At 68.0% G+C, this 24,742-nt stretch carries 21 protein-coding genes and 4 tRNA genes; 12 read left to right on the plus strand and 13 right to left on the minus strand.

What is annotated here, in order from left to right:
- Nucleotides 1–152 precede the first annotated feature (152 nt).
- Together ACFXHE_RS13890 and ACFXHE_RS13895 are read left to right on the plus strand one after the other, a co-directional pair.
- Nucleotides 153–2,522, plus strand: coding sequence for a glycerol-3-phosphate 1-O-acyltransferase (locus tag ACFXHE_RS13890; RefSeq protein ID WP_379382980.1), 2,370 nt, complete (start codon nt 153–155; stop codon nt 2,520–2,522).
- A complete protein-coding gene (locus ACFXHE_RS13895; protein WP_379382982.1) occupies nt 2,519–4,048 on the plus strand; it encodes an HAD-IB family hydrolase in 1,530 nt (509 codons plus the stop codon). Before ACFXHE_RS13890 ends, ACFXHE_RS13895 begins: the two co-directional genes overlap by 4 nt.
- On the opposite strand, the gene ACFXHE_RS13900 is transcribed toward ACFXHE_RS13895, so the two are convergent.
- The 6 genes from ACFXHE_RS13900 to ACFXHE_RS13925 all read right to left on the minus strand — a co-directional run bounded on the left by ACFXHE_RS13900 (nt 4,049) and on the right by ACFXHE_RS13925 (nt 6,220).
- Nucleotides 4,049–4,750: a polyprenol monophosphomannose synthase gene (locus ACFXHE_RS13900; RefSeq protein ID WP_379383436.1), complete on the minus strand. Its 702-nt coding sequence runs from the start codon at nt 4,748–4,750 to the stop codon at nt 4,049–4,051.
- A gap of 123 nt (nt 4,751–4,873) precedes the next feature.
- On the minus strand, nt 4,874–5,044 hold the full coding sequence (locus tag ACFXHE_RS13905; RefSeq protein ID WP_354830937.1) for a hypothetical protein: 171 nt from the start codon (nt 5,042–5,044) through the stop codon (nt 4,874–4,876).
- A 105-nt stretch (nt 5,045–5,149) separates the two neighbouring features.
- Nucleotides 5,150–5,223, minus strand: a tRNA-Phe gene (locus ACFXHE_RS13910).
- A 57-nt stretch (nt 5,224–5,280) separates the two neighbouring features.
- A tRNA-Asp gene (locus tag ACFXHE_RS13915) sits at nt 5,281–5,354 on the minus strand.
- Between the two features lie 35 nt (nt 5,355–5,389).
- A tRNA-Glu gene (locus tag ACFXHE_RS13920) sits at nt 5,390–5,462 on the minus strand.
- Nucleotides 5,463–5,554: 92 nt separating this feature from the next.
- On the minus strand, nt 5,555–6,220 hold the full coding sequence (locus ACFXHE_RS13925) for a TetR/AcrR family transcriptional regulator (RefSeq protein ID WP_354830940.1): 666 nt from the start codon (nt 6,218–6,220) through the stop codon (nt 5,555–5,557).
- Nucleotides 6,221–7,337: 1,117 nt separating this feature from the next.
- Here ACFXHE_RS13925 and ACFXHE_RS13930 point away from each other — a divergent pair.
- From ACFXHE_RS13930 to phoU, 8 genes are all read left to right on the plus strand, one after another.
- Nucleotides 7,338–7,410, plus strand: a tRNA-Lys gene (locus tag ACFXHE_RS13930).
- Nucleotides 7,411–7,545: 135 nt separating this feature from the next.
- Nucleotides 7,546–8,130 (plus strand): DUF937 domain-containing protein, encoded by a 585-nt coding sequence (locus ACFXHE_RS13935; RefSeq protein WP_379382984.1) that lies wholly within the window; start codon nt 7,546–7,548, stop codon nt 8,128–8,130.
- A 210-nt stretch (nt 8,131–8,340) separates the two neighbouring features.
- Nucleotides 8,341–9,327: an acyl-ACP desaturase gene (locus ACFXHE_RS13940; RefSeq protein ID WP_354830944.1), complete on the plus strand. Its 987-nt coding sequence runs from the start codon at nt 8,341–8,343 to the stop codon at nt 9,325–9,327.
- Nucleotides 9,328–9,464: 137 nt separating this feature from the next.
- Nucleotides 9,465–10,238, plus strand: a complete 774-nt coding sequence (locus ACFXHE_RS13945) for an alpha/beta fold hydrolase (RefSeq protein WP_379382986.1) — start codon at nt 9,465–9,467, stop codon at nt 10,236–10,238.
- Nucleotides 10,239–10,242: 4 nt separating this feature from the next.
- Entirely contained in the window at nt 10,243–11,064 is an 822-nt protein-coding gene (locus tag ACFXHE_RS13950) for a hypothetical protein (RefSeq protein WP_379382987.1), read from the plus strand.
- A gap of 72 nt (nt 11,065–11,136) precedes the next feature.
- On the plus strand, nt 11,137–12,285 hold the full coding sequence (gene dusB / locus ACFXHE_RS13955) for a tRNA dihydrouridine synthase DusB (protein WP_379382989.1): 1,149 nt from the start codon (nt 11,137–11,139) through the stop codon (nt 12,283–12,285).
- Nucleotides 12,286–12,528: 243 nt separating this feature from the next.
- Entirely contained in the window at nt 12,529–14,682 is a 2,154-nt protein-coding gene (locus tag ACFXHE_RS13960) for an LCP family protein (protein ID WP_379382991.1), read from the plus strand.
- A 108-nt stretch (nt 14,683–14,790) separates the two neighbouring features.
- A complete protein-coding gene (gene phoU / locus ACFXHE_RS13965) occupies nt 14,791–15,462 on the plus strand; it encodes a phosphate signaling complex protein PhoU (protein ID WP_354830957.1) in 672 nt (223 codons plus the stop codon).
- Nucleotides 15,463–15,519: 57 nt separating this feature from the next.
- Here phoU and ACFXHE_RS13970 read toward each other — a convergent pair whose 3' ends face one another.
- The 7 genes from ACFXHE_RS13970 to ACFXHE_RS14000 form a co-directional block, all read right to left on the minus strand.
- Nucleotides 15,520–17,136: an MFS transporter gene (locus ACFXHE_RS13970; RefSeq protein ID WP_379382994.1), complete on the minus strand. Its 1,617-nt coding sequence runs from the start codon at nt 17,134–17,136 to the stop codon at nt 15,520–15,522.
- Nucleotides 17,137–17,322: 186 nt separating this feature from the next.
- Nucleotides 17,323–18,099, minus strand: a complete 777-nt coding sequence (gene pstB, locus ACFXHE_RS13975) for a phosphate ABC transporter ATP-binding protein PstB (RefSeq protein ID WP_040854892.1) — start codon at nt 18,097–18,099, stop codon at nt 17,323–17,325.
- A gap of 12 nt (nt 18,100–18,111) precedes the next feature.
- Entirely contained in the window at nt 18,112–19,011 is a 900-nt protein-coding gene (gene pstA / locus ACFXHE_RS13980; protein WP_354830962.1) for a phosphate ABC transporter permease PstA, read from the minus strand.
- On the minus strand, nt 19,008–19,979 hold the full coding sequence (pstC, locus tag ACFXHE_RS13985; protein ID WP_379382997.1) for a phosphate ABC transporter permease subunit PstC: 972 nt from the start codon (nt 19,977–19,979) through the stop codon (nt 19,008–19,010). The genes pstA and pstC overlap by 4 nt, the downstream gene beginning before the upstream one ends.
- A gap of 114 nt (nt 19,980–20,093) precedes the next feature.
- Nucleotides 20,094–21,212, minus strand: a complete 1,119-nt coding sequence (gene pstS / locus ACFXHE_RS13990; RefSeq protein ID WP_379382999.1) for a phosphate ABC transporter substrate-binding protein PstS — start codon at nt 21,210–21,212, stop codon at nt 20,094–20,096.
- 229 nt (nt 21,213–21,441) lie between these two features.
- Nucleotides 21,442–22,338 (minus strand): mycothiol synthase, encoded by an 897-nt coding sequence (gene mshD, locus ACFXHE_RS13995; protein WP_379383000.1) that lies wholly within the window; start codon nt 22,336–22,338, stop codon nt 21,442–21,444.
- Entirely contained in the window at nt 22,338–23,093 is a 756-nt protein-coding gene (locus ACFXHE_RS14000; protein ID WP_040854884.1) for a response regulator transcription factor, read from the minus strand. Before ACFXHE_RS14000 ends, mshD begins: the two co-directional genes overlap by 1 nt.
- Before the next feature lie 246 nt (nt 23,094–23,339).
- On the opposite strand from ACFXHE_RS14000, the gene ACFXHE_RS14005 reads away from it, so the two are divergent.
- Both ACFXHE_RS14005 and ACFXHE_RS14010 read left to right on the plus strand, forming a co-directional pair.
- Entirely contained in the window at nt 23,340–24,215 is an 876-nt protein-coding gene (locus ACFXHE_RS14005) for an LmeA family phospholipid-binding protein (protein WP_379383003.1), read from the plus strand.
- Nucleotides 24,212–24,670 carry a thioredoxin family protein gene (locus ACFXHE_RS14010; RefSeq protein WP_379383005.1) on the plus strand — a complete coding sequence of 153 codons (459 nt, stop codon included), beginning with the start codon at nt 24,212–24,214 and terminating at the stop codon, nt 24,668–24,670. The genes ACFXHE_RS14005 and ACFXHE_RS14010 overlap by 4 nt, the downstream gene beginning before the upstream one ends.
- The last annotated feature ends 72 nt before the right edge of the window (nt 24,671–24,742 follow it).

The raw sequence follows: 24,742 nt of genomic DNA on the forward strand, positions 1-24,742 counted from the left end.
CCAGAGTGGGGAGGGGTCGATCGCGACCTGCGTCACGACGCCCCGCGCCGCCCCGAAACCCACGTCCCGACCGGGGAATTGCCCGACCTACCGACCGACGCCGCACGTTTGGGCTTCAATGGATCGCAGCGGCTCATGCGGAGGTAACCAGAATGCTCGATCATGACAGCCGGCTCCCCGAAGCCGCGCTCACCGCTCCGCAGTCCGTGGTCGCCCTGGTCGACGCCGCCTCCCCGGTGGAGCGCGCCCTCGTCGGACACTGGCTGGCCGAGGGCGGCATCACCCAGGAGTTCGGCACCGCCGCCCCCGTCACCCAGCTCGACCTCGACCCCGCGGCCGTCACCGCCCGGCTGGTCGGGCGCAGCGACGATCCGCTGGTGGTGCCGGTCCGGGTGCTGTGGCTGCCGCCCGAGCGAGACGGCGTGCGCCGCACCACCTTCAGCGATCTGCTCACCCTCACCAACCCGCGCAAACCCAACCGGCTCATGCAGCGGCGGCTACTCAGCAAGGCCCCCGACCGGCACCTGGTGCTGACCGGGCAACCCGCCCGGCTCAGCGAGCTGCGCGCCAACAATCCCGGATCCGCCGGTGCGCCCGACGCTTTCGGGCGGGCCATCGTGCGCGCCGGCATCGTCGCCCTGGAACGCGCCGAACGCGCCGTCATCGGCGACCGGTACAAGGTGCCGCGGCTGGTGGTCGAGGAAATCCTGGACTCGCCCGAATTCCTGCGGCGGCTCGACGCCATCGCCGAGGAGACCGGTGTGCCCGCGCGCGAGGTGTACCGGCGGGCCGAGAAGGGCCTGCGCGAACTCGTCGCGGCACAGAGCCGGCTGGTGTCGGACCTGTTCACCCAGGCCATGCGGCCCGTGCACGCCTCCACCTGGAAGGTCGATGCCGACGAGTCCGGGCTGGACCGGCTGCGCTCGCTCAACCGGCGCTACCCGCTGGTCTTCCTGCCCTCGCACCGGTCCTACGTGGACGCCTTCGTGCTCGGGGACATCCTGGCGCGCAACGACTTTCCGCCCAACCACGTGGTCGGCGGAGCCAACCTCAAGTTCTGGCCGATCGGGCCCATCGCGCGGCGCACCGGAACCGTGTTCATCCGCCGCAGTTTCGGCGACGACGAGGTGTACAAGGCGGTCGTCGAGGAGTACTTCGCCTACCTGCTCACCAAACGCTTCAACCTGGAGTGGTACTTCGAGGGCGGGCGCACCCGCACCGGCAAACTCCGGCCGCCCCGCTACGGACTGCTGAATTACCTTGCGGCCGCGCTGCGTTCGAAACGCATCGACGACGTCATGCTGGTGCCGGTATCCATCACCTACGAGCGGCTCAACGAGATCGGGGCCATCGCCCTCGAACAGACCGGCGGCCGTAAACAACCCGAGGGCCTGACCTGGCTGGCCCGCTACGTGCGCAACCAGCAGCACTCGGCCGGGCGCGTGTACGTGCGCTTCGGAACCCCGCTCTCGGCCCGCGACCGGCTGGCCGTGAACGGCGATCCGCTGACGGTCCACCCGAATCCGCCTCCCGAGCGGAGCCTCGAACTCGAGCACCTGGCCGTGCAGCGGCTGGCCTTCGAGGTCGCCGTCGGCATCAACGACGTCACCCCGATCACCGTCAACGCCCTCACCACCCTGGTGCTGCTGGGCGTGCACGAGCGCGCCCTCACCCGCGGCGAACTGCGCGCCGCCATCGCGCCCGTGCTCGGCTACATCCAGCGCCGGAACCTGCCCAGCGGCGAACTCGACGCGCTGCGCGACGATCACGGGCTGGCCGTGGTGCTCGAACAGCTGACCGTCGCCACTGTGGTCACCGTGTACCGCGGCGGGCTGGAACCGGTGTACGCCATCAATGCCGGGGCACACCTGGAGGCCGCGTTCTATCGCAACAGCGCCGTGCACTGGTTCGTCAACCGCGCCATCCTCGAACTGTCCATCCTCACCGCCGTCGAGGCGCCCGAGGGCGATCAGCTCCGGGTCGGCTGGGAGGCCGCCTTCCGGCTGCGCGACCTGCTCAAGTTCGAATTCTTCTTCCCGGAGCGGGCCGAATTCACCAGCCAGCTCACCGCGGAAATGCTGCTGATGGACCACGACTGGCATCAGCGCACCGCCGCGGGCACCGTCGGCTCCGACATCCTGGCCCGGCTGGCCGAATCCGGGTTCATGATGGCGCACCGGGTGCTGCGCTCCTTCTTCGACGCGCAACTGGTGGTGGCCGAACGGCTGGCCGCCCGCGACCCGGTCGCCGAGGTCGACAAGAAGGCCCTCATCGACGAATGCCTGCAGGTCGGCAAACAGATGCTGCTGCAACAGCGGCTGCACAGCCCCGAATCGGTGTCCTCCGAATTGTTCGGCAGCGCGATCAAACTCGCCGACAACCACGGCCTGCTCACCCCCTCCGACGATCCCGCCGATCTGGCCGCCCGCCGCAGCAGCTTCGCCGCCGAACTGCGCGCCATCGGCCAGCGCATCTCCCGGGCCGCCACCCTCGACCCCTCCAACCGCCTGGAAGCGCTATGACACACCGGGTCCGGGGGATCGGCGCGGGCCGGCCCGCACTGCCGCTCCGGCCCGGCGTCGGCGTCACCCAGCGCCCGGTCGGCGCACAGGATCTCGGCGCGGCCCTCGAAGCCGTGCGCACCGGACCGCAAGGACCGCGCGTCGCAGCGATTTTCGACTTCGGCGGCACCGTCGTGCACGGATTCAACCCGCCGCCGCTGCCCCGGCGACTGCTGCGGCGCAGCAGCACCCAGGGCGCGCTCACCGCCACCCTGCTCGGCAGCATTCGCGGGGCGCGCAGCGAGGGCGAGTACGAGCGCTTCCTGCAATCGGTGATGCACAGCTGGGCCGGGACAGCCGAGGACGAGCTGGCCCAACTCGGGCGACAGGCGTTCGCGCGCAGCGTGTACGGGCACATCTATCCGGAGGCCTGGCGGCTGGTGCGCGAACACGAGGCGGCCGGGCACACGCTGGTGCTGATCAGCTCGGTCACCTGCTACCAGGTGCGGCCGGTGGCCGAGGAACTCGGCGTCCCGCACGTCCTGTGCACCGCCATGGCCGTCCAGGACGGCGTGCTCACCGGGCACGTGGAGGGAAAGCCGCTGTGGCGCAACGGCAAAGCCGACGCCGTGCGCCGCTTCGCCATCACCCACGACATCGACCTCACCCAGAGCTGGGCCTACGCCGACAGCGCCGCCGACCTGCCGCTACTGCAGACCGCCGGGCACCCGGTGGCGGTGAACCCGGATCCGCGCGTCGTGCTGGAGGCGGCCGAAAAGGATTGGCCGGTGCTGCATTTCCGGCCCCGGCAAGCGCCCGGGGCCACCGACTACGCCCGTACCCTGGCCGGATTCACCGGTCTGCTGGGCGGGGCCCTGTTCGGCGTGGCCGCCAAGGCGCACACGAAACAGCGCCGCCAGATGGCGGATTCGATGATGACCTACGCCGCGGACACCACCCTGCGCGGCACCGGAGTGAAGGTCCGTGTGGTGGGCGCCGGGAACGCCCGCGCCCCACGCCCGGCCGTGTTCATCTTCAACCACCAGAGCCAGTTCGACATCGTGGTGCTGGCCGAGGTGCTGGGCACCGGATTCACCGGCATCGCGAAGCGGGAGATCACCAAGAACCCGATCTTCGGTCCCCTCATGCGCTTCGTCGAGGTGACCTTCATCGACCGCGCCGACACCGCGGCCGCCAAGGCCGCGCTGGAACCCGTCGTCGACACCCTGCGCGGCGGACTGTCGGTCGTGATCGCGCCCGAGGGCACCCGATCCCTGACCCCGCGCATAGGGCCGTTCAAGAAGGGCGCGTTCCACATTGCCCGGCAGGCGGGCGTGCCGGTGATTCCGGTGGTGATCCGGAATGCCGGCGAAATAACGTGGCGCAATTCGGCCGTGGTGCGCAAAGGCGTCGTGGACGTGGCCGTCCTACCGCCGATCGATGTCAGCGGCTGGGATCCGGCCGATATGGACGCCGAGGTGGAGCAGGTCCGGCAACTGTTCGTGGACACGCTGCTCCACTGGCCCGAAAGCCGCCCCGGCAGTTAGTCAGACAGCGCGACCGAACAGCAGTTTCCACGGCATGGCCGCGGACTCCAGCTGCACCTTCAGGCTCATCTTGGACGCGCCCTTGGTGCGCTCCTCGAAACGGATCGGCACCTCGGCGATCGAAATGCCTTTCTTGACCGTCCGGTAGTTCATCTCGACCTGGAACGAATAGCCGTTGGACTTGATCGAGGCCACATCGATGGCGCGCAGCGTGTCCGCCTTCCACGCCTTGAAACCGGCGGTCGCGTCCTTCACGCCCAGGCGCAGAATCATATTCACGTAGAAGTTGGCCCAGGCCGACAGCGCCTTGCGATACCACTTCCACTCCGCCGCGGTGGAACCCCCGGGAACATAACGGGATCCGAGCACCACGCCGGCATCGGTGGACTCCAGCTTGTCCAGCATGGCCGGGATGACCTCGGCCGGGTGCGACAGGTCGGCGTCCATCTGAATGACCACGTCGGCGCCCTCGTCCAGCGCCCTGGTGATGCCGGCGATGTACGCCCGGCCCAGACCGTCCTTCTCGGTGCGGTGCAGCACGCCCACCACGCTCGGCAGGTCGGCGGCCAGCTTGTCGGCCACCTCACCCGTACCGTCGGGCGAATTGTCGTCCACCACCAGCACATGCAGGTCGGCCACCGGTAGCGCGGTCAGCCGCTCCACCGCCACCGGCAGGTTCTCCCGCTCGTTGTAGGTCGGCACCACCACGGTGACCTTCAAGGTTTACCCTCCCGCTTGGTCGTTTTCTGGCTACGAAACCGTACCTGGTCAACCTGAGTGCCTCGTGAGCGCACCGAACAGCGCGTCACCCCCGTCACTCCGGCGTCAGTCGTCCTCTTGGTCCGCGCGCCGATTTCGTTCCCGCACAATATCCAACGCCCGCTCCGCTGTCGCCTTATCCGGATAGGGCCCGATCCGATCGCCGACCCAGCAGGTCTTCCCCTGCTCCGCCTTCTGATGGGAGATGCAGTAATACCACTGGTTGTCCTCAGCCATGCGGTCCAGCATTCCACCAAGATCAGACCCACAGGTCGAAAAACACGCGGAGAACCCGGGAACGCAGAAAGACCCCGTCCGAAGGACGGGGTCTTCCAGATCCGGTGGCCAAGGCCGGGATCGAACCGGCGACCTTCCGCTTTTCAGGCGGACGCTCGTACCAACTGAGCTACCTGGCCGTAGGCACCCGATTCGAATGCCACGCTGTACCACTTCTTGCCATGCAAGGAGTCTTGCGACCCTGACGGGACTCGAACCCGCGACCTCCGCCGTGACAGGGCGGCGCGCTAACCAACTGCGCCACAGGGCCTTGCTCTTGCTCCTACAACGATGTTGCCATCGTTGTACCCCCTACGGGATTCGAACCCGCGCTACCGCCTTGAAAGGGCGGCGTCCTAGGCCGCTAGACGAAGGGGGCCCGCCGGATTTCTCCGGACCGTTTGCTCAACGGCTTCCGTTGGGAGCGGAGATAGCTTATGACAGGCTCCGCGTGATTCCCAAATCAGCTGGTCAGAGTCCCAAGTTGAGATCTTCGAGCCGGGCGGACACCCGCCAGCCGGTGCGGCGGAACTCCTCGGTCCACTCCGGTGTCGCGGTGGCTTCCACGATCACCTCGAGCGCCTCGGCGAACCGGGCCCGCAGATCCACCGGCCCCGCCAGCACATCGGAGATATAGCGCTGGCCCGCCAGCGCCGCCGCCAAGGTGCGGGTGAACCGGTCCGGATCCGAATCCGGGCGCAGTTGTTTGTGCTCGGTCGCCTTCACCGCGAGCTGCCGGATCGCGCGCCCGAGGATGCGGCCGCCGCCGGCCTGGATGTCGCGGTAGAACTCCGGCTCGATGATGAGCCGGAACTCCGCCTGGATGATGATGTCGTTCTCCAGCCGCAGCGCGATCTCGTCGATCATGCCGTGCAGCACATCCAGCGGACCGAGATCGGTTCTGGCGAGCCACCTTTCGGTCGATGCCCGATAGCGGTCGACCGCCGCCTCCAGCACCGCACGAGCCAGGTCCTCCTTGGAGTCGAAGTGAAAGTACATGGCCCCCTTGGTCGCCCGGGAACCTTCCAATATGCGGTTGAGCGAAGCAGCGGCATAGCCGCTCTTCCCGAACTCAACGGCGGCGGACCTGATGATCGCCGCGCGTGTCCGGCGGGCCCGCTCTTGCTGCCGTGCCATGCTCGAAACGCCTCCGAAGCTAGCTAACCGTCGCCGACCGCCGCGCGGCCTCGACGCAAAGTTATGTGTCTTTCAAATACTTCAAAACGGGCTTCGCCCGGAATTACCAAACTTTTGGTACGAAAAAGCGCGAAAAACTTGAAACACACCAACAGGTATAGTTTTTCCCGCCCGGGTACACCACAGGGGGTGCGCACCCGGGCGCTCACGTCGTCCTGGTCCGCCTCCCCGCAGCTTCATCGTATTGGAGCCGCGATCGGCCAGACCGGTCGCGACACGTTCGGGCACATCAACGATAAGCCGAATCCCGTGCCGCCGGGGCAATCCCGGTTTCTCGGGAATTCACCAGTCGGTCACCGTACCCGGAAAGCGCACCCAGCGTGAGGTGTACCGGAGAGTCAGTTAGCCAGCACACCCCCTATCGAATGCCGCAATTCCACAGCAATCGTAAGGACGATTGGTTCGAATCGACGAATTCGCCCATATCCCACCGATGTTCGGCCGGCCGATCGCCGCCGCGCGCGCTGTCCACACCGACACCGCATCGCCGCCGAGCCGCCGCCCCCACGCCCGCGCCGACTCCGACCGGTTTCCCCCCCAGCTCCAAATAGCTTGCCACACATCACCATTGGATGATATTCACACTCGAGCGCAACGAAACAAACTGAGTGGCAAGGCGATTGCCGGACCCCTCGGTACCGGCAATCAGCGCCCGCTTACCGGGCCGTCCGGAACCCATCGGGCAATGGACACGGCGAAACCACACCGCCACCCCACCCCGCCCACACTCCGCGCCGACCCCAGCCCACCCCCGGGTCCACCTTCTCGCGGTGCCGCACCGACCGGTCCGCACCCTCACAGGGCCACATCGTCCCCCCAACCGACCGCTGCGGCTCCCCGAGCCCCGCCGATCGGCACGGCCCGTCACCCCAACGGCACATCGCGTCATTCCCCACCCGAACGCTACCGATCCCCGCGCTTCCCCGCCGCGCGCCCGCGCCGCACCGGCCCGGACCCCGACCGCGCTTCGTGACCTGCGCAAATACCGTCTGCCAGAGCGCAATCGGATACTCGTTTAACACTTATGGGGTCGGCCCATTAAACTGACGTCCCGCACGCCCCTATAGCTCAGTTGGTAGAGCTACGGACTTTTAATCCGCAGGTCCCAGGTTCGAGCCCTGGTGGGGGCACTCCCATACGAGGGGCCCGGAACGATACCTCCGGGCCCCTCGCCACATCCGCGAATCTGTAGCAATCCGTCCGGACTTCACCTACCGTGGCCGGAGCAGAGCTTTTCCCGGGAACCATCACCACAGGCGGAGTTCATGACTTCCTTCGATGACCTGCTCTCCAATGTCCCGGTCGCCCAGATCGCCGAACGGCTCGGCGTCGACGAGGCGACCGCGAAGACGGCGATCGATGCGGCCGTCCCCGTGCTACTCGGCGGCTTCCAGGCACAGGCCGGCAACCCCGAGGTCGGACTGAATCTGGAGAACGAAGTCGCCGGCCAGCCGCACGGCCTGCTCGACGGCGGTGTCGACATGAGTCAGGTGGACATCTCCAACGGCAGCCAGATCGTCGATCAGACCTTCGGCGCCGAGAAGAACACGGTGATCAGCGCTCTCGGTAATGTCGGCGGCAACAACATCAGCCAGGACCTGATGAGCAAGCTGCTCCCCATGCTCGCGCCGATCGTGCTGGCCTACCTCGGCAAGAAGGCCCTGGGCGGGGGCGACGGCGCGGCCGGCCAGTCCGGCGGCGGGATCGGCGATCTGCTGGGCAGTCTGCTCGGCGGCGCCACCGGTGGAAACAGTGGCGGCGGTCTGGGCGACATACTCGGCAAGGCGGTCGGCCAGAACGCGGGCAGTGTGCTCGGCAACGTGCTGGGCGGGTTACTGGGTAAGAAGTAATCGGGCATCTCGACCGGATGCGCGGCTAACGAACCACGGCCCACGGCGATACACCCGTCGCTGCGGGCCGCTTGTCATATGACATCTCTCACCTACGCCGCAATGGCGCACATGTGAGTTTCACATCACCCTACGGTCACGTAAGGTATGGGCGCGGCGGCAGGCCGGCGAGGGTACGACAGCACTACGCACGACACGAAGGGCACACGTATGGCAAAGGATCTGACTCAACTCGAGCTGCTGACGGAGTTGGAGCCGGTTGCCGAGGAGAACGTCAATCGCCACCTCTCCCTGGCCAAGGAATGGCACCCGCACGACTACGTGCCGTGGGACGAAGGTCGAAACTTCGCCGCCATGGGTGGTGTCGACTGGGATCCGGAGCAGTCGAAACTGAGCGAGGTCGCCAAGGCGGCCATGATCACCAACCTGCTCACCGAGGACAATCTGCCGTCCTACCACCGTGAGATCGCCGAGAACTTCTCGCAGGACGGGGCCTGGGGCACCTGGGTCGGTCGTTGGACCGCCGAGGAGAACCGGCACGGCATCGTCATGCGCGACTACCTGGTCGTGACCCGCGGCGTCGACCCGGTCGCCCTCGAGCAGGCCCGCATGATCCACATGACCAATGGGTTCGCCTCGCCCACCGAGGAACTCGAGCAGCTGTCGAACAATGCCGGCTTCCTCTACTCGGTCGCGTACGTGACCTTCCAGGAGCTGGCCACGCGTGTCTCGCACCGCAACACCGGCCGCGTCTGCGACGACCCGATCGCCGACCGCATGCTGCAGCGCATCGCCGCCGACGAGAACCTGCACATGATCTTCTACCGCAACATGTGCGGTGCTGCCCTCGACCTGTCGCCCGACCAGACCCTCGAGGCCATCACCCTCATCCTGGAGAACTTCCAGATGCCCGGCGCCGGTATGCCCAACTTCCGCCGCAACGGCGTGCTGATGGCCAAGCACGGCATCTACGACCTGCGCCAGCACCTCGAAGAGGTGGTGAACCCGGTGCTCAAGAAGTGGCGGATCTTCGAGCGCGACGACTTCACCGCGCGCGGCGAGGAGATCCGGGAGCGTCTGGGCACCTTCCTCGAGAAGCTGGGCAAGGACGTCGTGAAGTTCGAGGAGCAGCGCGACCGCATGCTGGCCCGTGAGGCCGCCAAGCGCGAGAAGGAGCTGGCCGCCACCGGCAGCTAGCGACTGGGGGCTGCGAATAAGCCACGGCCCCTCCGGATTTCGATCCGGAGGGGCCGTTTCGTGCCCTGCGCGCGACTCACAGCAAGCTCACCGGGATTCCGCAGCCGATCCGGGCCCGCGGGCCCGATCATGACTGCATGAGCCTCGACACCCGGGTCCGCACGGCGAATGTGGTGCTGCTGCACGGGCAACCGGGCGATCGGTCCGACTGGGACGCGGTGACCGCCCGGCTGCCCGGATCGCTCACCGCGCTGGCCCTGGACCGCCCCGGATATGGTGACAATCCGGAACCGGCGGGATCCATCGAGGACAATGCCCGCTGGCTGCTCGACCGGCTCGACCACGAGGGCATCGACAGTGCCGTCCTGGCCGGACATTCGTACGGCGGAGCGGTCGCGCTGGCGGCCGCGACGCTCGCGCCGCACCGGGTGCGCGGACTGGTACTGGTCTCCAGCGTGGGGCCCGGCTGCCTGACCGCCTGGGACGAACTGCTCGCCGCGCCGTACGCCGGCACCGCACTGGCACTGACCGCGTGGTCGGTGCTGCCGTGGCTGGCGCGCAAGGGCCTCGACCACAGCCCGGCCGGGACCGCCGCCGGGACCGCGCTCGCGCTGCTCGCCGGCGTGCACCACCGGCACGGTCCGGTGTGGCGCAGTTTCCTGACCGAACAGCGGGAAATGTTCGACACGCTGGACCGGTGGACGGCGGGGCTCGCCGACATCCGCGTGCCGGCCTTGATCCTCGCCGACCCCGCCGATAGGGTCGTGCCGATCTCCACCTCCCACGCACTGTGCGAGCAGTTGCCCTGTGCCCGAATCGATCTGATCAGTGGGGGTGGCCACCATCTGCCACGACGGCTGCCCGGCGCCGTGGCCGCCCGGATAGGCGACTTTGTCGACTCGTTGGACTGAACCGATGCGCGGCACCCTGCTGACCGTGCGGGAACGCGCGCTCGCCCAGTTCCACACCGAGCGCCGGCATCCCGCCCCCAGCCCGATCGAGCCCGGACAGCGGCTGTGGCGGCAGGTCGCGGGCGAGGTGCGCTGGTCGTTCACCCCGCCCGCGCTGTGGCTCGAGGGCGTCGGCGCGAATGTCGTGCTGTCCGGGCTCTTTCTGCTGATCTCGCCCCTCACCCTGCACAAGCACGGCTGGGTGGTACTGGTCGGCGTCTACTTCGCGACCTTCGTGCTCGCCGACGTCACCACCACGAATGTGCTCGGCGTGGACGCCGACCGGACCCGGCTGAGCCTGGCCGCCGGGGTGCCGGTGCAACGCATCCTGGTGGTCAAGAACTTCGCGCTGCTGACCATCGTGGGACTGCCGACGCTGCTGGCGACGGCGGTGCTCACCGCCAAGACCAGCGCGCATCCGATGCAGCGGGCCGGGGTTTCGGTCGCCGATGTGGCGCTGCCGATTCTGGCCTGGCTCGGGGTGGGCAATAGCGTGTCGGCGCTGCTCGCGGTGCCGCCCCGCGCGCTCGGGCAGCGCTGGGCCGCGCGCCGGGACTGGCGCAGCACGCTGCCCTGGCTGACCCACCTGGTCCTGCCGTACGGGCTCTACTACTTCGTCGCGCCGATCGACGGCGAGCAGCGCGCCATCCTCGGCTACCACCTGGGCCGCTCGATGCCGGGCGATCTGCGCAGTGCGATCCACCTCGGGGTTGGGGTCGCGGTGTGGCTGGCCGGCACGGTGCTCGCGGTCGCCGTGGTGCGCCGCCGCGGCCTGCGCATGTGGTGACCCGTGTGACCGGGGGCACTGCGGGCGGTACGCGGCTCTGGCCGCGAGCACGCGGATGAGAGACTGGACGATGTGACTGCCTCGCTCGAAGCCCCCAAGACCGAGCTGCGGATCGGGCCCTACCCGCTCGATCCGCCGGTCGTGCTGGCCCCGATGGCGGGCATCACCAATGTCGCCTTCCGCACCCTGTGCCGTGAATTCGGCAGCGCCACTTCGCTGTACGTGTGCGAGATGATCACCGCCCGCGCCATCGTGGAGCGCAATGAGAAGACGCTGAACATGATGGCCTTCGGGCCGGACGAGTCGCCGCGGTCCATGCAGCTCTACGGTGTCGACCCCAAGACCCTGGGCGAGGCGGTGCGCATCGTCGTCGGCGAAGGCTGGGCCGACCACATCGACATGAACCTGGGCTGCCCGGTGCGCAAGGTCACCCGCCTCGGCGGCGGGTCGGCGCTGCCCTACAAGCGGCGGCTGTTCCGCGAGATCGTGCGCGAAATGGTCGCGGCCGCAGGCGATGTGCCGGTCACCTTCAAGTTCCGCGTCGGCATCGACGACGAGCACCACACCTACCTCGACACCGGCCGGATCGCCGAAGCCGAAGGCGCCGCGGCGGTTTCGCTGCATGCCCGCACGGCCGCGCAGCTGTACTCCGGGCAGGCGGACTGGTCCGCCATCGCCCGGCTCAAGGAGACCGTGACCAGCATCCCGGTGCTGGGCAACGGCGATATCTTCACCGCCGACGACGCCCTGCGCATGATGGCCGAGACCGGCTGCGACGGCGTAGTCGTGGGCCGCGGCTGCCTGGGCCGGCCCTGGCTGTTCGCGGAGCTGAGCGCCGCCCTGCGCGGCGAGCCGATTCCGGAGGGCCCGACCCTCGGCAAGGTCGGCGAGATCCTCTACCGGCACGCCGCGCTGCTCGTCGAGCACGACGGCGAGGACAAGGCCATGCGCGACATCCGCAAGCACATGGCCTGGTACCTGATGGGCTTCCCGGTGGGGTCGGCGCTGCGCCGGCAGTTCGCCACCGTGACCAGCCTGGCGCAGATCGCGGATCTGGTCGGGCAGCTGGAGCCGGACGTGCCGTTCCCGGCCGACGCGCTCGGCCCGCGAGGACGCCAGGGTTCCCCGCAGACCAAGGTGGCCCTCCCCGACGGCTGGCTCGACGATCCCGAGGACGCGACCGTGCCCACCGCGGCCGACGTCATGCACAGCGGCGGCTGAGTCATCGACAGCGGCGGCTGATCGCTCCCAGTTTCGAGTTCGATCCGATCACCGCCCGGCGCAGCTCCCGGGCGTTGTGGCGACGCCCTGGCACACTTTGCGAAGCGTGTCCACCCGGGTGTGCGACATACCCGACAAAGCGGAAAAACCGTCCCCACCTGCGATGGACATACGTTCGAGTGGTCCGTCGTGGCGAAATCGTTATCATGGCCCTCGGCATCAGAAGCAAAGTGAGGTTCGTTGGTGGGTGACGATCGGTACGGGCGTACGCCACGACCCGGAGGTCGCGCCCCCTGGGAGCGCTACCCCGCGGACGGGGACGATCCGGCGCGCACCGGCCGCCGCTCCCGGCACACCGACGACGCCGAACCCGCTGCCGCCGCACCCATTTCGGTCCAGGACCTGGTCGAGCGCGTGGACAGCGAACGCCAGACCCGCCGCCGGCGCCGGGCCGAACCGGAGACTCCGAACGAACCCGCGGCCGAGGCGAGCCGCGAAACCCCCGGGCCGAACGGCTCGGCACCCGTGCCGCCGCAACCGGCAGCCCCACCGGCTCCCGTGCCCGCCACCGGATCACAGCCGGCGGCCTCGACCGGCGCGCAGCCCGCGGCGAACACCGGGTCCCAGCGCACTGTGCGCGACACCAGCCACCTGCGCCGGGTCGCGAACGCTCCCGGCAATCGCGGCGCGCGCCCGGCCGACCCGACCGCGGATCCGGTCACCGTGGAACTACCCCCGGTCACCGATACCGCGCCGCCGCCGGCCGCCACCGGCGCGGCCGCCCGCACCCGGGCGCTGCTCGCGCGAAAGATCAAGTCGCCCGCCGACTATCCGACCACGGCGCTCCCGGCGGCCGTGGGACCCGCACCGGCCAAATGGGTTTCGAGCACGCGCCGCCGCCGCAGCCGGCGGCTGCAGCTGGCCGGCCGCACCACGCTCGCCCTCGTCGCCGTCATCGCGCTCATCGTGACCGGCACCGGCTGGAGCTACCTGCGCGCCAAGGACAACAATTTCCAGCAGGTTTCCGCACTCGACGACAACTCACCCGACGTCGTCGACGCCGACGGCCAGACCGGTGACGAGAACTTCCTCATCGTCGGCACCGACACCCGCGCGGGCGCCAACGGTAGCCTCGGCGCTGGCAGCGTGGACGACGCCGAGGGCGCGCGCTCCGACACCGTCATGCTGGTCAACATCCCGGCCAACCGGTCTCGCGTGGTCGCCGTCTCGTTCCCCCGCGACCTGGACGTCTCCCGCCCGGTCTGCGAGGGCTGGGACAACGACAAGGCCGCCTACAGCAGCGAGAAGTTCCCCGCAGCCGACGGCGACAAGCTCAATGCCACCTACGCCCTCGGCGGGCCCAAGTGCCTGACCAAGGTGATCACCAAACTGTCCGGCCTGAAGATCAACCACTTCGTCGGCATCGACTTCTCCGGCTTCGAATCCATGGTCAACGTGGTCGGCGGCGTCGAGGTGTGCACCACCAAGCCGCTGGTCGACGAGATCCTGGGCACCGTGCTCACCACGCCGGGCAAGCAGGTCGTGAACGGCTCCACCGCACTGGACTACGTGCGCGCCCGGCACGTGTACGGCGAGGAGCGCAGCGACTACGACCGCATCAACCGGCAGCAGCGGTTCCTGTCGTCGCTGCTGCGCAGTGCGCTGTCGAGCAAGGTGCTCTTCGATCCGGGCAAGCTCAACGGCTTCATCGATGCCTTCGCCAAGCACTCCTTCATGGACAACGTCACCACCAAAGACCTGCTGACACTGGGCCGTTCGATGCAGAAGATGCAGGCCGGGGCCATCACCTTCCTGACCGTCCCCACCGCGGGCACCACCTCCTACGGCAACGAGATCCCGCGCGAATCGGATATCAAGGCCATCTTCCGCGCCGTCATCGACGACCAGCCGCTACCCGGCGAGAAGAAGACCGACCCGCCGCCCAGCGCCAGTGCCGCGCCCGTGGCCAAGCCCAAGCTGGCTGCGGTGGATCCGAGCACCTTCTCGGTGCAGGTGTCCAACGGCTCCGGCCAGGCGGGCATCGCGAGCACCACGGCGACCAAGCTGGCCGCGCAGGGCTTCCAGATCTACAGCACCGGCAACTACGCCGACGGCACCTCGCCCAGGACCAAGGTCCGCTACTCCAGCGGCCACGAGGCCGAGGCCGGGACGGTGGCCAGCGCCATTCCGGGCGCCATCCTGGAACCGGCGAGCGGGCTGGGCAGCATTGTCGAAGTGGTCGCCGGTTCCGATTTCACCGGTACCGTGAAGGCGCCCACCGCCTTCGGGCAGCCGCTGCCCGACACGCCGAGCGATTCCGGCGGACCCAGTGCGGCTCCGGTCACACTTCCGTCCGATCTCGAGCACGTCAACGCCGCCGACGACCTGTGTAAGTGACCGCGCGTCCCACTGGCCGGAACTGCGGCATCGGCGCTGGACCGCCGGCACCGACGGTTAACCCACAGTTGGTGACTTGGTCAGCGGTCCGCACTAATGTCTTGAGTCATGCGTGTCATCTACAACGAACAAATGGCCGAGCTCGCCGATCTGCTCGGCGGCATGGCCGGGCTCGCCGGATCGGCGATGGAGCGGGCCACCCAGTCCCTGCTCACCGCCGATCTCGAGCTCGCGGAGCAGGTGATCACCGAATACGACCGCATCGCCGAGATGATCCAGCTGGCCGAGGAGAAGGCCTTCGCGCTGCTGGCCCTACAGGCCCCCGTCGCCGGTGATCTGCGGCAGGTGGTCAGTGCGATTCAGATCGTCGCCGATGTGAACCGGATGGGCGTGCTGGCGCTGCACGTGGCCAAGATGACCCGGCGGCGCTTCCCGGCGCACGCCGTGCCGGAGGCCGTCAACAGCTACTTCGCCGAGATGGGCCGGGTCGCGGTCAAGATGGGCGCCACCGCCAAGGAGGTGCTGGAGTCCCGCGATCCCGAGCGGGCCGCCAAGCTCACCGACGACGACGAGGCGATGGACGACCTGCGCAAGCACCTGTTCACGCTGATCATGGACCGCGACTGGCAGTTCGGCGTGGCGGCGGCCGTGGACGTGGCGCTGCTGGGCCGCTACTACGAGCGCTTCGCCGACCACGCCGTCGAGATCGGGCGTCGCGTGGTGTTCCTGGTCACCGGCGTGCTGCCGCCCGACCCGGATTCCGAGAAGGAAAGCATCTAGGACGACGAGCGAGGGAGTTCCGGGGCGCACCCCGGAACTCCCTCGATTCGGTGCGGGTCAGTCCTCGCCGGACTCGCGCCAGCCCATCAGGATCGATCGGCCCCGTTCGGGGCGCCACGGGAGCGTCGCGGCCACGATGACTGCGCACACCACCAGGGTGCCGACCGCGACATAGGACGCGGCCTCGGCGCCCTGCATGGCCGCGACCTTCATGGCGTGGATCAGCTCCGCCTTCGCCTGCGCCAGCAGCGGATTCACCGGCGCCTTCACGATCCCGATGATGCTGATGGGCGTATTGCCCGCCAGTTCCTTCTGCTGCGCGTTCATGATCTGCGCGGGAATCGCGTCGATCCGGCCGCCGATCTTCCCGGCGTAGACCGAGGTCATGATCGAGCCCAGCAGGGCCACCCCGAGCGCGCCGCCCACCTCACGCGTGGTGTCGTTGACCGCCGAGCCCGCCCCCGCCTCTTCGACCGGCACCGCGCCCATGATGGATTCGGTCGCCGGCCCCTGCACCACCGCGAAGCCCAGGCCCATCAGGATCATGGACACCACAACCGGTCCCAGATAAGGGGTTTCGACGGTGGTCCGGCCCGCGATGTACATGGCCACCGCCAGGATCAGTAGCCCGGACACCAGCATGGCCGTGGTGCCCACCCGCTGCGCCAGCATGGTCGCGATGGGTGCGCCGAAGCCCACCGCCACCGCGAAAGGCAGCGAGTGGATGCCGAATTCGAGCGGCGAGAGCTCCTTCACGCCCTGGAAGTACTGGGTGATCAGGAACAGAAAGCCGAACGCCGAGAAGTAGGACACCGTGATGGCCAGCGACGGCAGCGCGAAGCGTCGATTACGGAACAGCCGCATGTTCAGCACCGGTGCGGGCACCCGCAGCTCCCAGCCCACGAACGCGGCCAGCAGGGCGATCGAAAGCAGGTAGCCCGCAAGGCTTTCGGTCGCGAACCAGCCGTGCTTGGGGGCCTCGATGATGGACCACACCAGCGCGGTCACCCCGGCCAGGGACAGCAGGATGCCGATGCGGTCGAGCCGATCCACCTGGTCGGCACGGGATTCCGGCACGGTGGCCAGCACCGCCCCGATACCCACCAGCGCCACGGGGACATTGATCCAGAACACCGAGTGCCAGGAGAAGTACTCGAGCAGCCAGCCGCCGACGGTCGGGCCGATGGCGACGGCGATGCCGGCCATGGCCGTCCACAGCGCGATGGCGGCGGCGCGTTCGCGGGCCGCGGTGAAGATATTGGTGATGAGCGCCAGCGTGGCCGGGAAGACCACGGCCGCGAACACGCCCATGCCGGCGCGCGCCGCGATGACCTGTCCGAGGCCGGAGGAGAGCGCGCCGGCGGCGGACATGACCGCGACGCCACTCAGTCCGATGATCATGAACAGCCGTCGCCCGAACCGGTCGCCGAGGTGTCCCATGGCGAGCAGCAGGCCGGAGAAGGCCAGGGTGAACGCGTCCACGATCCATTGCAGGCCGCTCATGTCGGCCTGCAGCTGTACGGCCATGGACGGCAGGGCCACATTGACCAGCGTGTTGTCCAGGACCACCAGCAATTCCGCGAGACAGATGGCGATCAGGGCCGCCACTTTGGCCCGCTGCGGCAGTTCCGCCGCGGCCTGTCCGGATCCCGGGCTCGCCGTTGAGACGGTCATCCGACACCTCCTTACTAAACCGATCGGTTTACCAACGGGGTCAGACTAACTGTTACGGACGGTTGCACACAATCACCCACGGGCCATATGACCGACGCCACACAGCGGCCGCTTACACATCCCCACCTGCACAAACGGAACGGCCCCTGCCAGATGGCAGGGGCCGTGAACGCCGGAAGGTCTGTTTTAGCCGAAGCGACCCGAGATGTAGTCCTCGGTCTGCTTCTGCGACGGGTTGGAGAAGATCTTCTCCGTCTCGTCGATCTCGATGAGCTTGCCCGGCTTGCCCTGCGCCTCCAGATTGAAGAACGCGGTCTGGTCACTCACACGCGCGGCCTGCTGCATGTTGTGGGTGACGATGACGATGGTGAACTCCTTCTTCAGCTCGGTGATCAGATCCTCGATCGCGAGCGTGGAGATGGGGTCCAGCGCCGAACACGGCTCGTCCATGAGCAGCACGTCCGGCGACACCGCGATGGCGCGGGCGATGCACAGACGCTGCTGCTGACCACCGGACAGGCCGCCGCCCGGCTTGTCCAGGCGGTCCTTGACCTCGTTCCAGAGGTTGGCGCCGCGCAGCGACTGCTCGGCCACCTCGTCCAGCTGGGACTTGTTGCGAATGCCCTGCAACTTCAGGCCCGCCACCACATTGTCGCGAATCGACATGGTGGGGAACGGGTTCGGCCGCTGGAACACCATGCCGATAGTGCGGCGGACGCCGACCGGATCGACCTGGGCGCCGTAGATGTCCTCGCCGTCGAGCAGCACCGCGCCCTCGACGCGGGCCTCCGGGGTCACCTCGTGCATGCGGTTGAGCGCGCGCAGCACGGTCGACTTGCCACAACCGGACGGACCGATGAACGCGGTCACGCTGCGCGGCAGCACCGTCAGCCCGACATTGGCGACCGCATGGAACTTGCCGTAGTAGATATTGAGGTCTTTGACGTCAATTCGCTTGGCCATCAGTCTTTCCTTCTATCGGTTCCGCGTCAGCAGCTTGTTGACCGCCGCGGCGGCGAGGTACAGCAGCGCGATGATCAGGATCAGGGTCAGCGCCGCACCCCAGATGCGCTCGCGGCCGGCGGGCTCCGGATTCGACAGCTCCTGGTACATCAGCAGCGGAAGCGAGGCCATATTGCCGTTGAAGACATCGAAGTTGATGGCCTTCGAGTAACCCACCAGCACCAGCACCGGCGCGGTCTCACCCATGACGCGGGCGACGGCCAGCAGCATGCCCGAGATCATGCCCGGCGCGGCGGTCGGAATCACGATCCGCACAATGGTTTTCCACTTCGGAATGCCGAGAGCGTAAGAGGCTTCCCGCAATTCGTCCGGAACCAGCTTGAGCATCTCCTCGGTGCTGCGCACCACCACCGGCAGCATGAGCAGCACCAGGGCCAGCGACACCGCGAAGGCGCTCTGCGGGTTGCCGAAGGTGGCGATCCACAGCGCGAAGATGAACAGCGCGGCCACGATCGAGGGCACACCGGCCAGGATGTCCACCATGAAGGTGGTGGTCTTGGCCAGCCAGCCCCGGCCGTACTCGACCAGGAAGACGGCGGCCATGATGCCGAGCGGCACCGCGATGATCGCGGCGATGCCCGACTGCACGATGGTGCCGTAGATGGCGTGGTAGACACCGCCGGCGTGCTGATCGGGCAGCACGCCGTTCTGCGACTTGGTCCACCAGTCGATATTGGCGACCGCCTTCGCGCCCTTCTGGATCACCACGTACAGCACCCAGAGCAGCGGCACCAGGGCCAGGCCGAAGCACAGCCAGACCAGGCCGGTGGCGACGTTGTTCTTGAGCCGGCGGGCGACGCTGACATGCCGGAAGGTCGGCGCCTTGATCGGCTTGTCGAGTGTGGTGGTCATCCGTTGACCTTCCCGCCGGCCGCCAGCCGAGCCAGTGCGTTGACGACGAACGTCAGAGCGAACAACACGAAACCGGCGGCGATGTAGGCGCCGGTCGGCAGCTTCGAGCTGAATTCCGAAGCGGCCGAGGCGATCTTGGAGGCGAAGGTGTAGCCGCCGTCGAACAGCGACCAGTGGCCGGCCTTGGCCGAGGTGCGCAGCACGATCAGGACCGCGATGGTCTCACCGAGCGCGCGACCCAGGCCGAGCATGGAACCGGCGATCACGCCCGAGCGGCCGAACGGCAGCACGGTCAGGCGCACCACTTCCCACTTGGTGGCGCCGAGCGCCTGCGCCGCCTCGATCTGCGAGCGCGGGGTGAGGCCGAAGACCTCACGGCTGACGGAGGTGATGATCGGCAGGATCATCACCGCCAGCACCACACCGGCGGTGAAGATGGTGCCGCCACCGGCGATGCTGACATTGCCGTCGGAGAACAGGAACAACCAGTTCAGATTCTTGTTCAGGAAGTCCTGGAAGGGCCCCAGCTTGGGGGCCACGACCAGGAGACCCCAGAGACCGAACACGATCGACGGCACGGCCGCCAGCAGATCCACGATGATCGAGAACGGCCGTGCGAGCGCCTTCGGCGAATACTGCGTCAGGAACAGCGCGATGCCCACACCGATCGGCACGGCGATCGCCAGCGCGAACACCGAGCTCAGCACCGTGACCATGAACAGGTCCTTGATGCCGAAGCGCAGGTTGTTCTCGTCCTTGACGTTGAACTCGGTGGTGGTGAAGAAGTTCGCCTTGTTCGCCATGATCGAAGGCCACGCCCGGATCAGCAGGAACAGTGCGATCAGGGCGATGGCGGCGACGATGATCCCGCCGGCGGCCGTGGCCGCCGAGCGGAAGGCGAACTCCGCGCCGAACTTCGTGGGTGCGCCGCGCCCCGCGGCCGGTTTGGTGCTGGGTTCGGTCGGCATCAGCGCAGTATCCCCCGGCAGTTGGGCACGGTCATCCCTCGGGTCGGTCGAAACGGACAGAACCGAGGATGCAGCTTCGTCGTGCACGGTCATCGTGGTTTTTCGATCAGGCGATCACTGAATGGCGTTGATCGCGGTCGTCAGCTTGGTCTTGAACGCGTCCGGCAGCGGCACGTAGCCGGCGTCGGCGAGACCGGTCTGGCCGTTGCCGACCGCCGAGGTCAGGAACGCCTTGACGGCCTTGGCGGTGTCGGCGTCGCTGTACTTCGAGCAGACGATCTCGTAGGTGGCCAGCATGATCGGGTACGCGCCCGCGGTGGTGGGCTTGTAGATCGAGCTGTTGTCCAGCACCAGGTCGTTGCCCTGACCGGCGACCTTGGCGGCGTCGACGGCCTTGCCCGCGGACTCGGCGGTCAGCTCGACCGGCTTCGGGTCGTTGGAGGTGGCGGTGGTCAGCATGCGCACGGTGGACAGCTTCTGCGCCTTGGCGAAGGACCACTCGGTGTAGGTGATGGTGAACTTGGTGTTCGCGACCGCGCCCGAGGTGCCGTCCGAACCCTTGGCGCCCTCACCGACGCCACCGTTGAAGGCCTTGCCCGCGCCCTTGGTGTAGCCACCGGCGGCGGTCAGGTACTTCTGGAAGTTGTCGGTGGTGCCCGACTCGTCGGAGCGGAAGATCACGCCGATCTTGTCCGACGGCAGCTTGTCGGCCTTGTTGGTGTTCAGGGCCTTGATCTGCGGGTCGTTCCAGGTGGTGATGTCACCGGAGAAGATCTTGGCGAGGGTAGGCGGGTCCAGAACCAGGTCGTCCATGCCGGGGATGTTGTAGGCGACGGCGATCGGGCCGAAGACGGCCGGCAGGTTCCAGGCCGGGCTGCCGCAGCGGGCGGCGGCCTTGTCGGTCTCGCCCTTGTCGGCGGACAGCGGCGAGTCCGAACCGGCGAAATCGGTCTGGTTGCCGATGAATTCGTTCACGCCGGCGCCGGAGCCCGAGCCGGTGTAGTCCAGCTTGGCGCCGCTGCAGTTCGCCTGGTAGGCGGCAACGAAGCGGTCCATCGCGTTCTTCTGGGCGGTCGAGCCGCTGGCCTTCAGCGACGACTTGCCGCCACACGCGACGTCGATCTTGGCGGCGCCGTTGGTGGTGCTGTTGTTGTCACTGCCACAGGCGGACAGAGTCAGGGCACCGGCCGCGGCCAACACACCGAGCAGGGCGCTGCTGCGCTTGAGATTCACCTATTCCTCCGGGAATCACGATTGCACGTCCAACCCCTCAACGGTCGGACGGGCGCGATTGGCGGCTGTTCGCTGCGAACTAGCGCACCGGGCAGCGGTCTGCGGCCCACTTGCAACGTAAGGGCGCCTGGTTGACAGTTGGACCAGCACAGGTGAACGAGAGATGAACAACCCACCCTGATTGCGGCACACCGGATGTGACATTAACCGCACTGTTGCCGAAGGGATTTCAGGACCCGCTCGAGTAGGCGACGTCGATGTGGAATCGGGTGAAACCGAGCCGGGTGTAGGTGTGGACGGCCGCGGTGTTGTCGCCCTCGGTGTAGAGCAGCACCGCGCCGAGACCGCGGTCCCGCAGATAGTGCAGACCCGCCAGGGTCAGCAGCCGGCCGAGGCCGCGTCCCTGCGCATCGGGGTCGATGCCGACCACGTAGACCTCACCGATCGGTGGAGTCTCGTCGGAATGCACCTTGGTCCAGTGGAATCCGAGGACGCGCTCCGGCCGCACCGGATCCACGGCGATGAACAGGCCCTTGGGATCGAACCAGGATTCGGCGCGGCGGGCGTCGATATCGCGCTCGGTCCAGCCGCCCTGTTCGGGATGCCAGGAGAAGGCCGCGCTGTTCACACGCAGCAGTTCGGCATCGTCGGAAGGCCCTGTGTAGGTGCGCAGTTCGAGTCCGTCGGACACCGTCAATTCCGGTAGCTCCGAATTAGCCAATTCTCTTCGCATTTGCCACAATTCACGCGAAACGGACAAGCCCAACCGGGCCGCCACCGCCCGCGCCGGCGGCAGGTCACCGTGCGCCCAGACCCGCGCTCCCGGCCCGCCCGCGGCCAGTGCGGCGGCCACCAGACCTGCGCCGATCCCGTTCCCGCGGGCCGCCGGATCCACGGCGACCTCCGCCATGGCCGGATGCTCGTCATGGGCCGGAACCAGATTCGCGTATCCGGCGACCGCGCCATCGCGGATGTCCACCAGATGTCGTGCGGGCGAATCATTTCCGAGCGAGAGCACCGCTTGTTCGGATACCGGCGCCACACCGTCCGCGGCGGTGGCGCGCTCCAGGACCCCCCGCACCTGCGCGGCGGTCTCGGCGGGCAGGCGGTCGGTCCAGGAGGCCATCAGAGAGCGCCGTTCGCCGTGGTCAATTCGGAGTCGTCGGTGCCGTCGGAGTCCGGGAAGGTGACCGCGTCGCCCTTGCCCGCCGTGCGCGCCGGGCGCACCGCCTTGTAGCCGACATTGCGGACCGTACCGATCAGCGACTCGTATTCACTGCCCAGCTTGGCGCGCAGGCGTCGCACGTGCACGTCCACGGTGCGGGTGCCGCCGAAGAAGTCGTAGCCCCAGACCTCCTGCAGCAGCTGGGCACGGGTGAACACCCGGCCGGCGTGCTGCGCCAGGTATTTGAGGAGTTCGAACTCCTTGTAGGTCAGGTCGAGCGGGCGGCCGCGCAGCCGGGCGGTGTAGGTGCCCTCGTCGATCACCAGCTCGCCGAGGGTGATCTTGCCGGTGTTCTCCGGGCTGGCGACCCCGCCGTTGCGGGCCACCAGCAGGCGCAGCCGGGCGTCGAGTTCGGCGGGCCCGGTGCCGGGCAGCAGGATGTCGTCGAGCCCCCAGTCCGCGTTCACCGCGACCAGACCGCCCTCGGTCAGCACGGCCACCACCGGCACCGACGATCCGGTGCTGCCCAGCAAACGGCACAGTCCGCGCGCGGCGGCCAGATCGGTGCGGGCATCGACCAGCGCCACATCGGCGGAACCCGCCTCGAGCAGCGATGCCACCTCGGTCGGCGCGGGTCGCACGTGGTGCGGCAGCAACGCCAGCGACGGCAACACCGACTCGGGGTTGGGGTCGGAGGTCAGCAGGAGCAGCTCCATGGGGGCCCTCCATCCCATCTGGCATGTGTGTGGCTACCGCACTGTCCGCCACTACCTCATGCAGGTCATCACAGGTAATCGCTGCCTACATTAGCGTGTCTCGGCCGACACCCTCGTATTCCGGCCAGCCGTCGCAACCGTTCGGTCCGGTCCGGTTCCGATTCACCTGTCATTCACCGGGCCGCGACCGGCCCGAGTCGGACGTCGGCGGGTGGTAACGACACACCTCCCTACTAGGGTGCAGCTATGCGTTTCCGGAGGCTGCTCATCGGACTGCTCTGCCTGGCAGGGCTGGCCGTCCTACTCGATTTCGGGGTAGCGGCGTATTCCGAGTACCGGGTCTCGCGACTCCTGCGGACCGGTTCGGACCTGAGCGCCGATCCGGAGATCACCATCCACGAGTCGCTGCGGCACCCGTTCGTCGCCCAGGCGCTGGACGGGCAGTACGGAAACATCGATGTCCGCGCCCGCGCCATGCGCCCGGACATTCCCGGCCGGATCACGGTCGAGGCCAATCTGACCGGCGTGCACCTGTCGATGCGCAATCTCATCGACGGCAATGTGGGCCAGGTCCCGGTGGACGAGGTGCAGGCCCGCATGCGCATCGAGCCGACCGAGCTGGGCCGGCTGTTCAAGATTCCGGACCTGCAGGTCTTCGGCCCGCCCACCGACAAGTCCGACGGCTCCGGTGGTTCCGGCAGTGTCCCCGCGACCAATGGGGGCACCATCATCCTGGAGGGCACCGTGCCGGTCGGCCCGGACGCCGACACCGTGGCGGTCACCGACCCGCGCGGCGACGGCGGCGAGAAGGTGACGAAGAAGAAGGTGCACGTGCTGGCCGATCTGCGGCTGGTGGGCGACGAGGTGCGGATCACCGCCACCGCCATCTCGGGCCGGGATCTGCAGGCCGACACCGATTCGGTGTTGCCCGACCAGGACCGGATCGTCATCCCCGAGCAGGACCGGCCCGCGGTGCTGGCCCGCTTCACCCGTACCCTCGACACCAAGAACATGCCGTTCGGCATCGTCCCGACCCGGGTCCAGGCCAGCGGCGGGCAGATCGTGGTGGAGGGCGCCGGCCGCAATGCGATCGTCGACCTGGACAGGTTGCAGAAACAATGATCGCGATCGAGATCCTGGTGGTCATGCTGGTCCTGGCGACCGGCGTGGGAATCCTGGTGCGCCGCAACGAGGGTCGCGTGCGCGCCGTCGCCGAGGCGAATCCGCCTGAGCCCGAATCGAATCGGGCCGCGCGGCTGGCCGCGGCCGGCGTGATCCCGGGACAGCCCACCGTGCTGCACTTCTCGGCCGACTGGTGCGGTCCGTGCGCGGCGGTGCGCCGGGTGGTCGCGTCGGTGGTCGGCGAGCTGGAGTCGGCCGAGCTGCCGCCACTGGATCTCGAGGTCGACATCGACGCGTATCCGGAGCTGGCGCGCGAGCTGAACGTGCTCTCGCTGCCCACCACTTTCGGATTGGATTCTCGAGGATTGGAACGCTTCCGTATCTCCGGCGTTCCGAAGGCGGCGGATCTGCGCACGTCATTGGCCCCTTTAACGGTCGCCGGCTCCGCTGAGTGATCAGCATTACGGACCCCGGGTCCAATTTCCCCCGAAAATTGGGTAAACTCCCTCTCGTGCAATCCAACCGCG

The sequence above is a fragment of the Nocardia sp. NPDC059229 genome (assembly GCF_042754165.1).
Lineage (GTDB): Bacteria > Actinomycetota > Actinomycetes > Mycobacteriales > Mycobacteriaceae > Nocardia.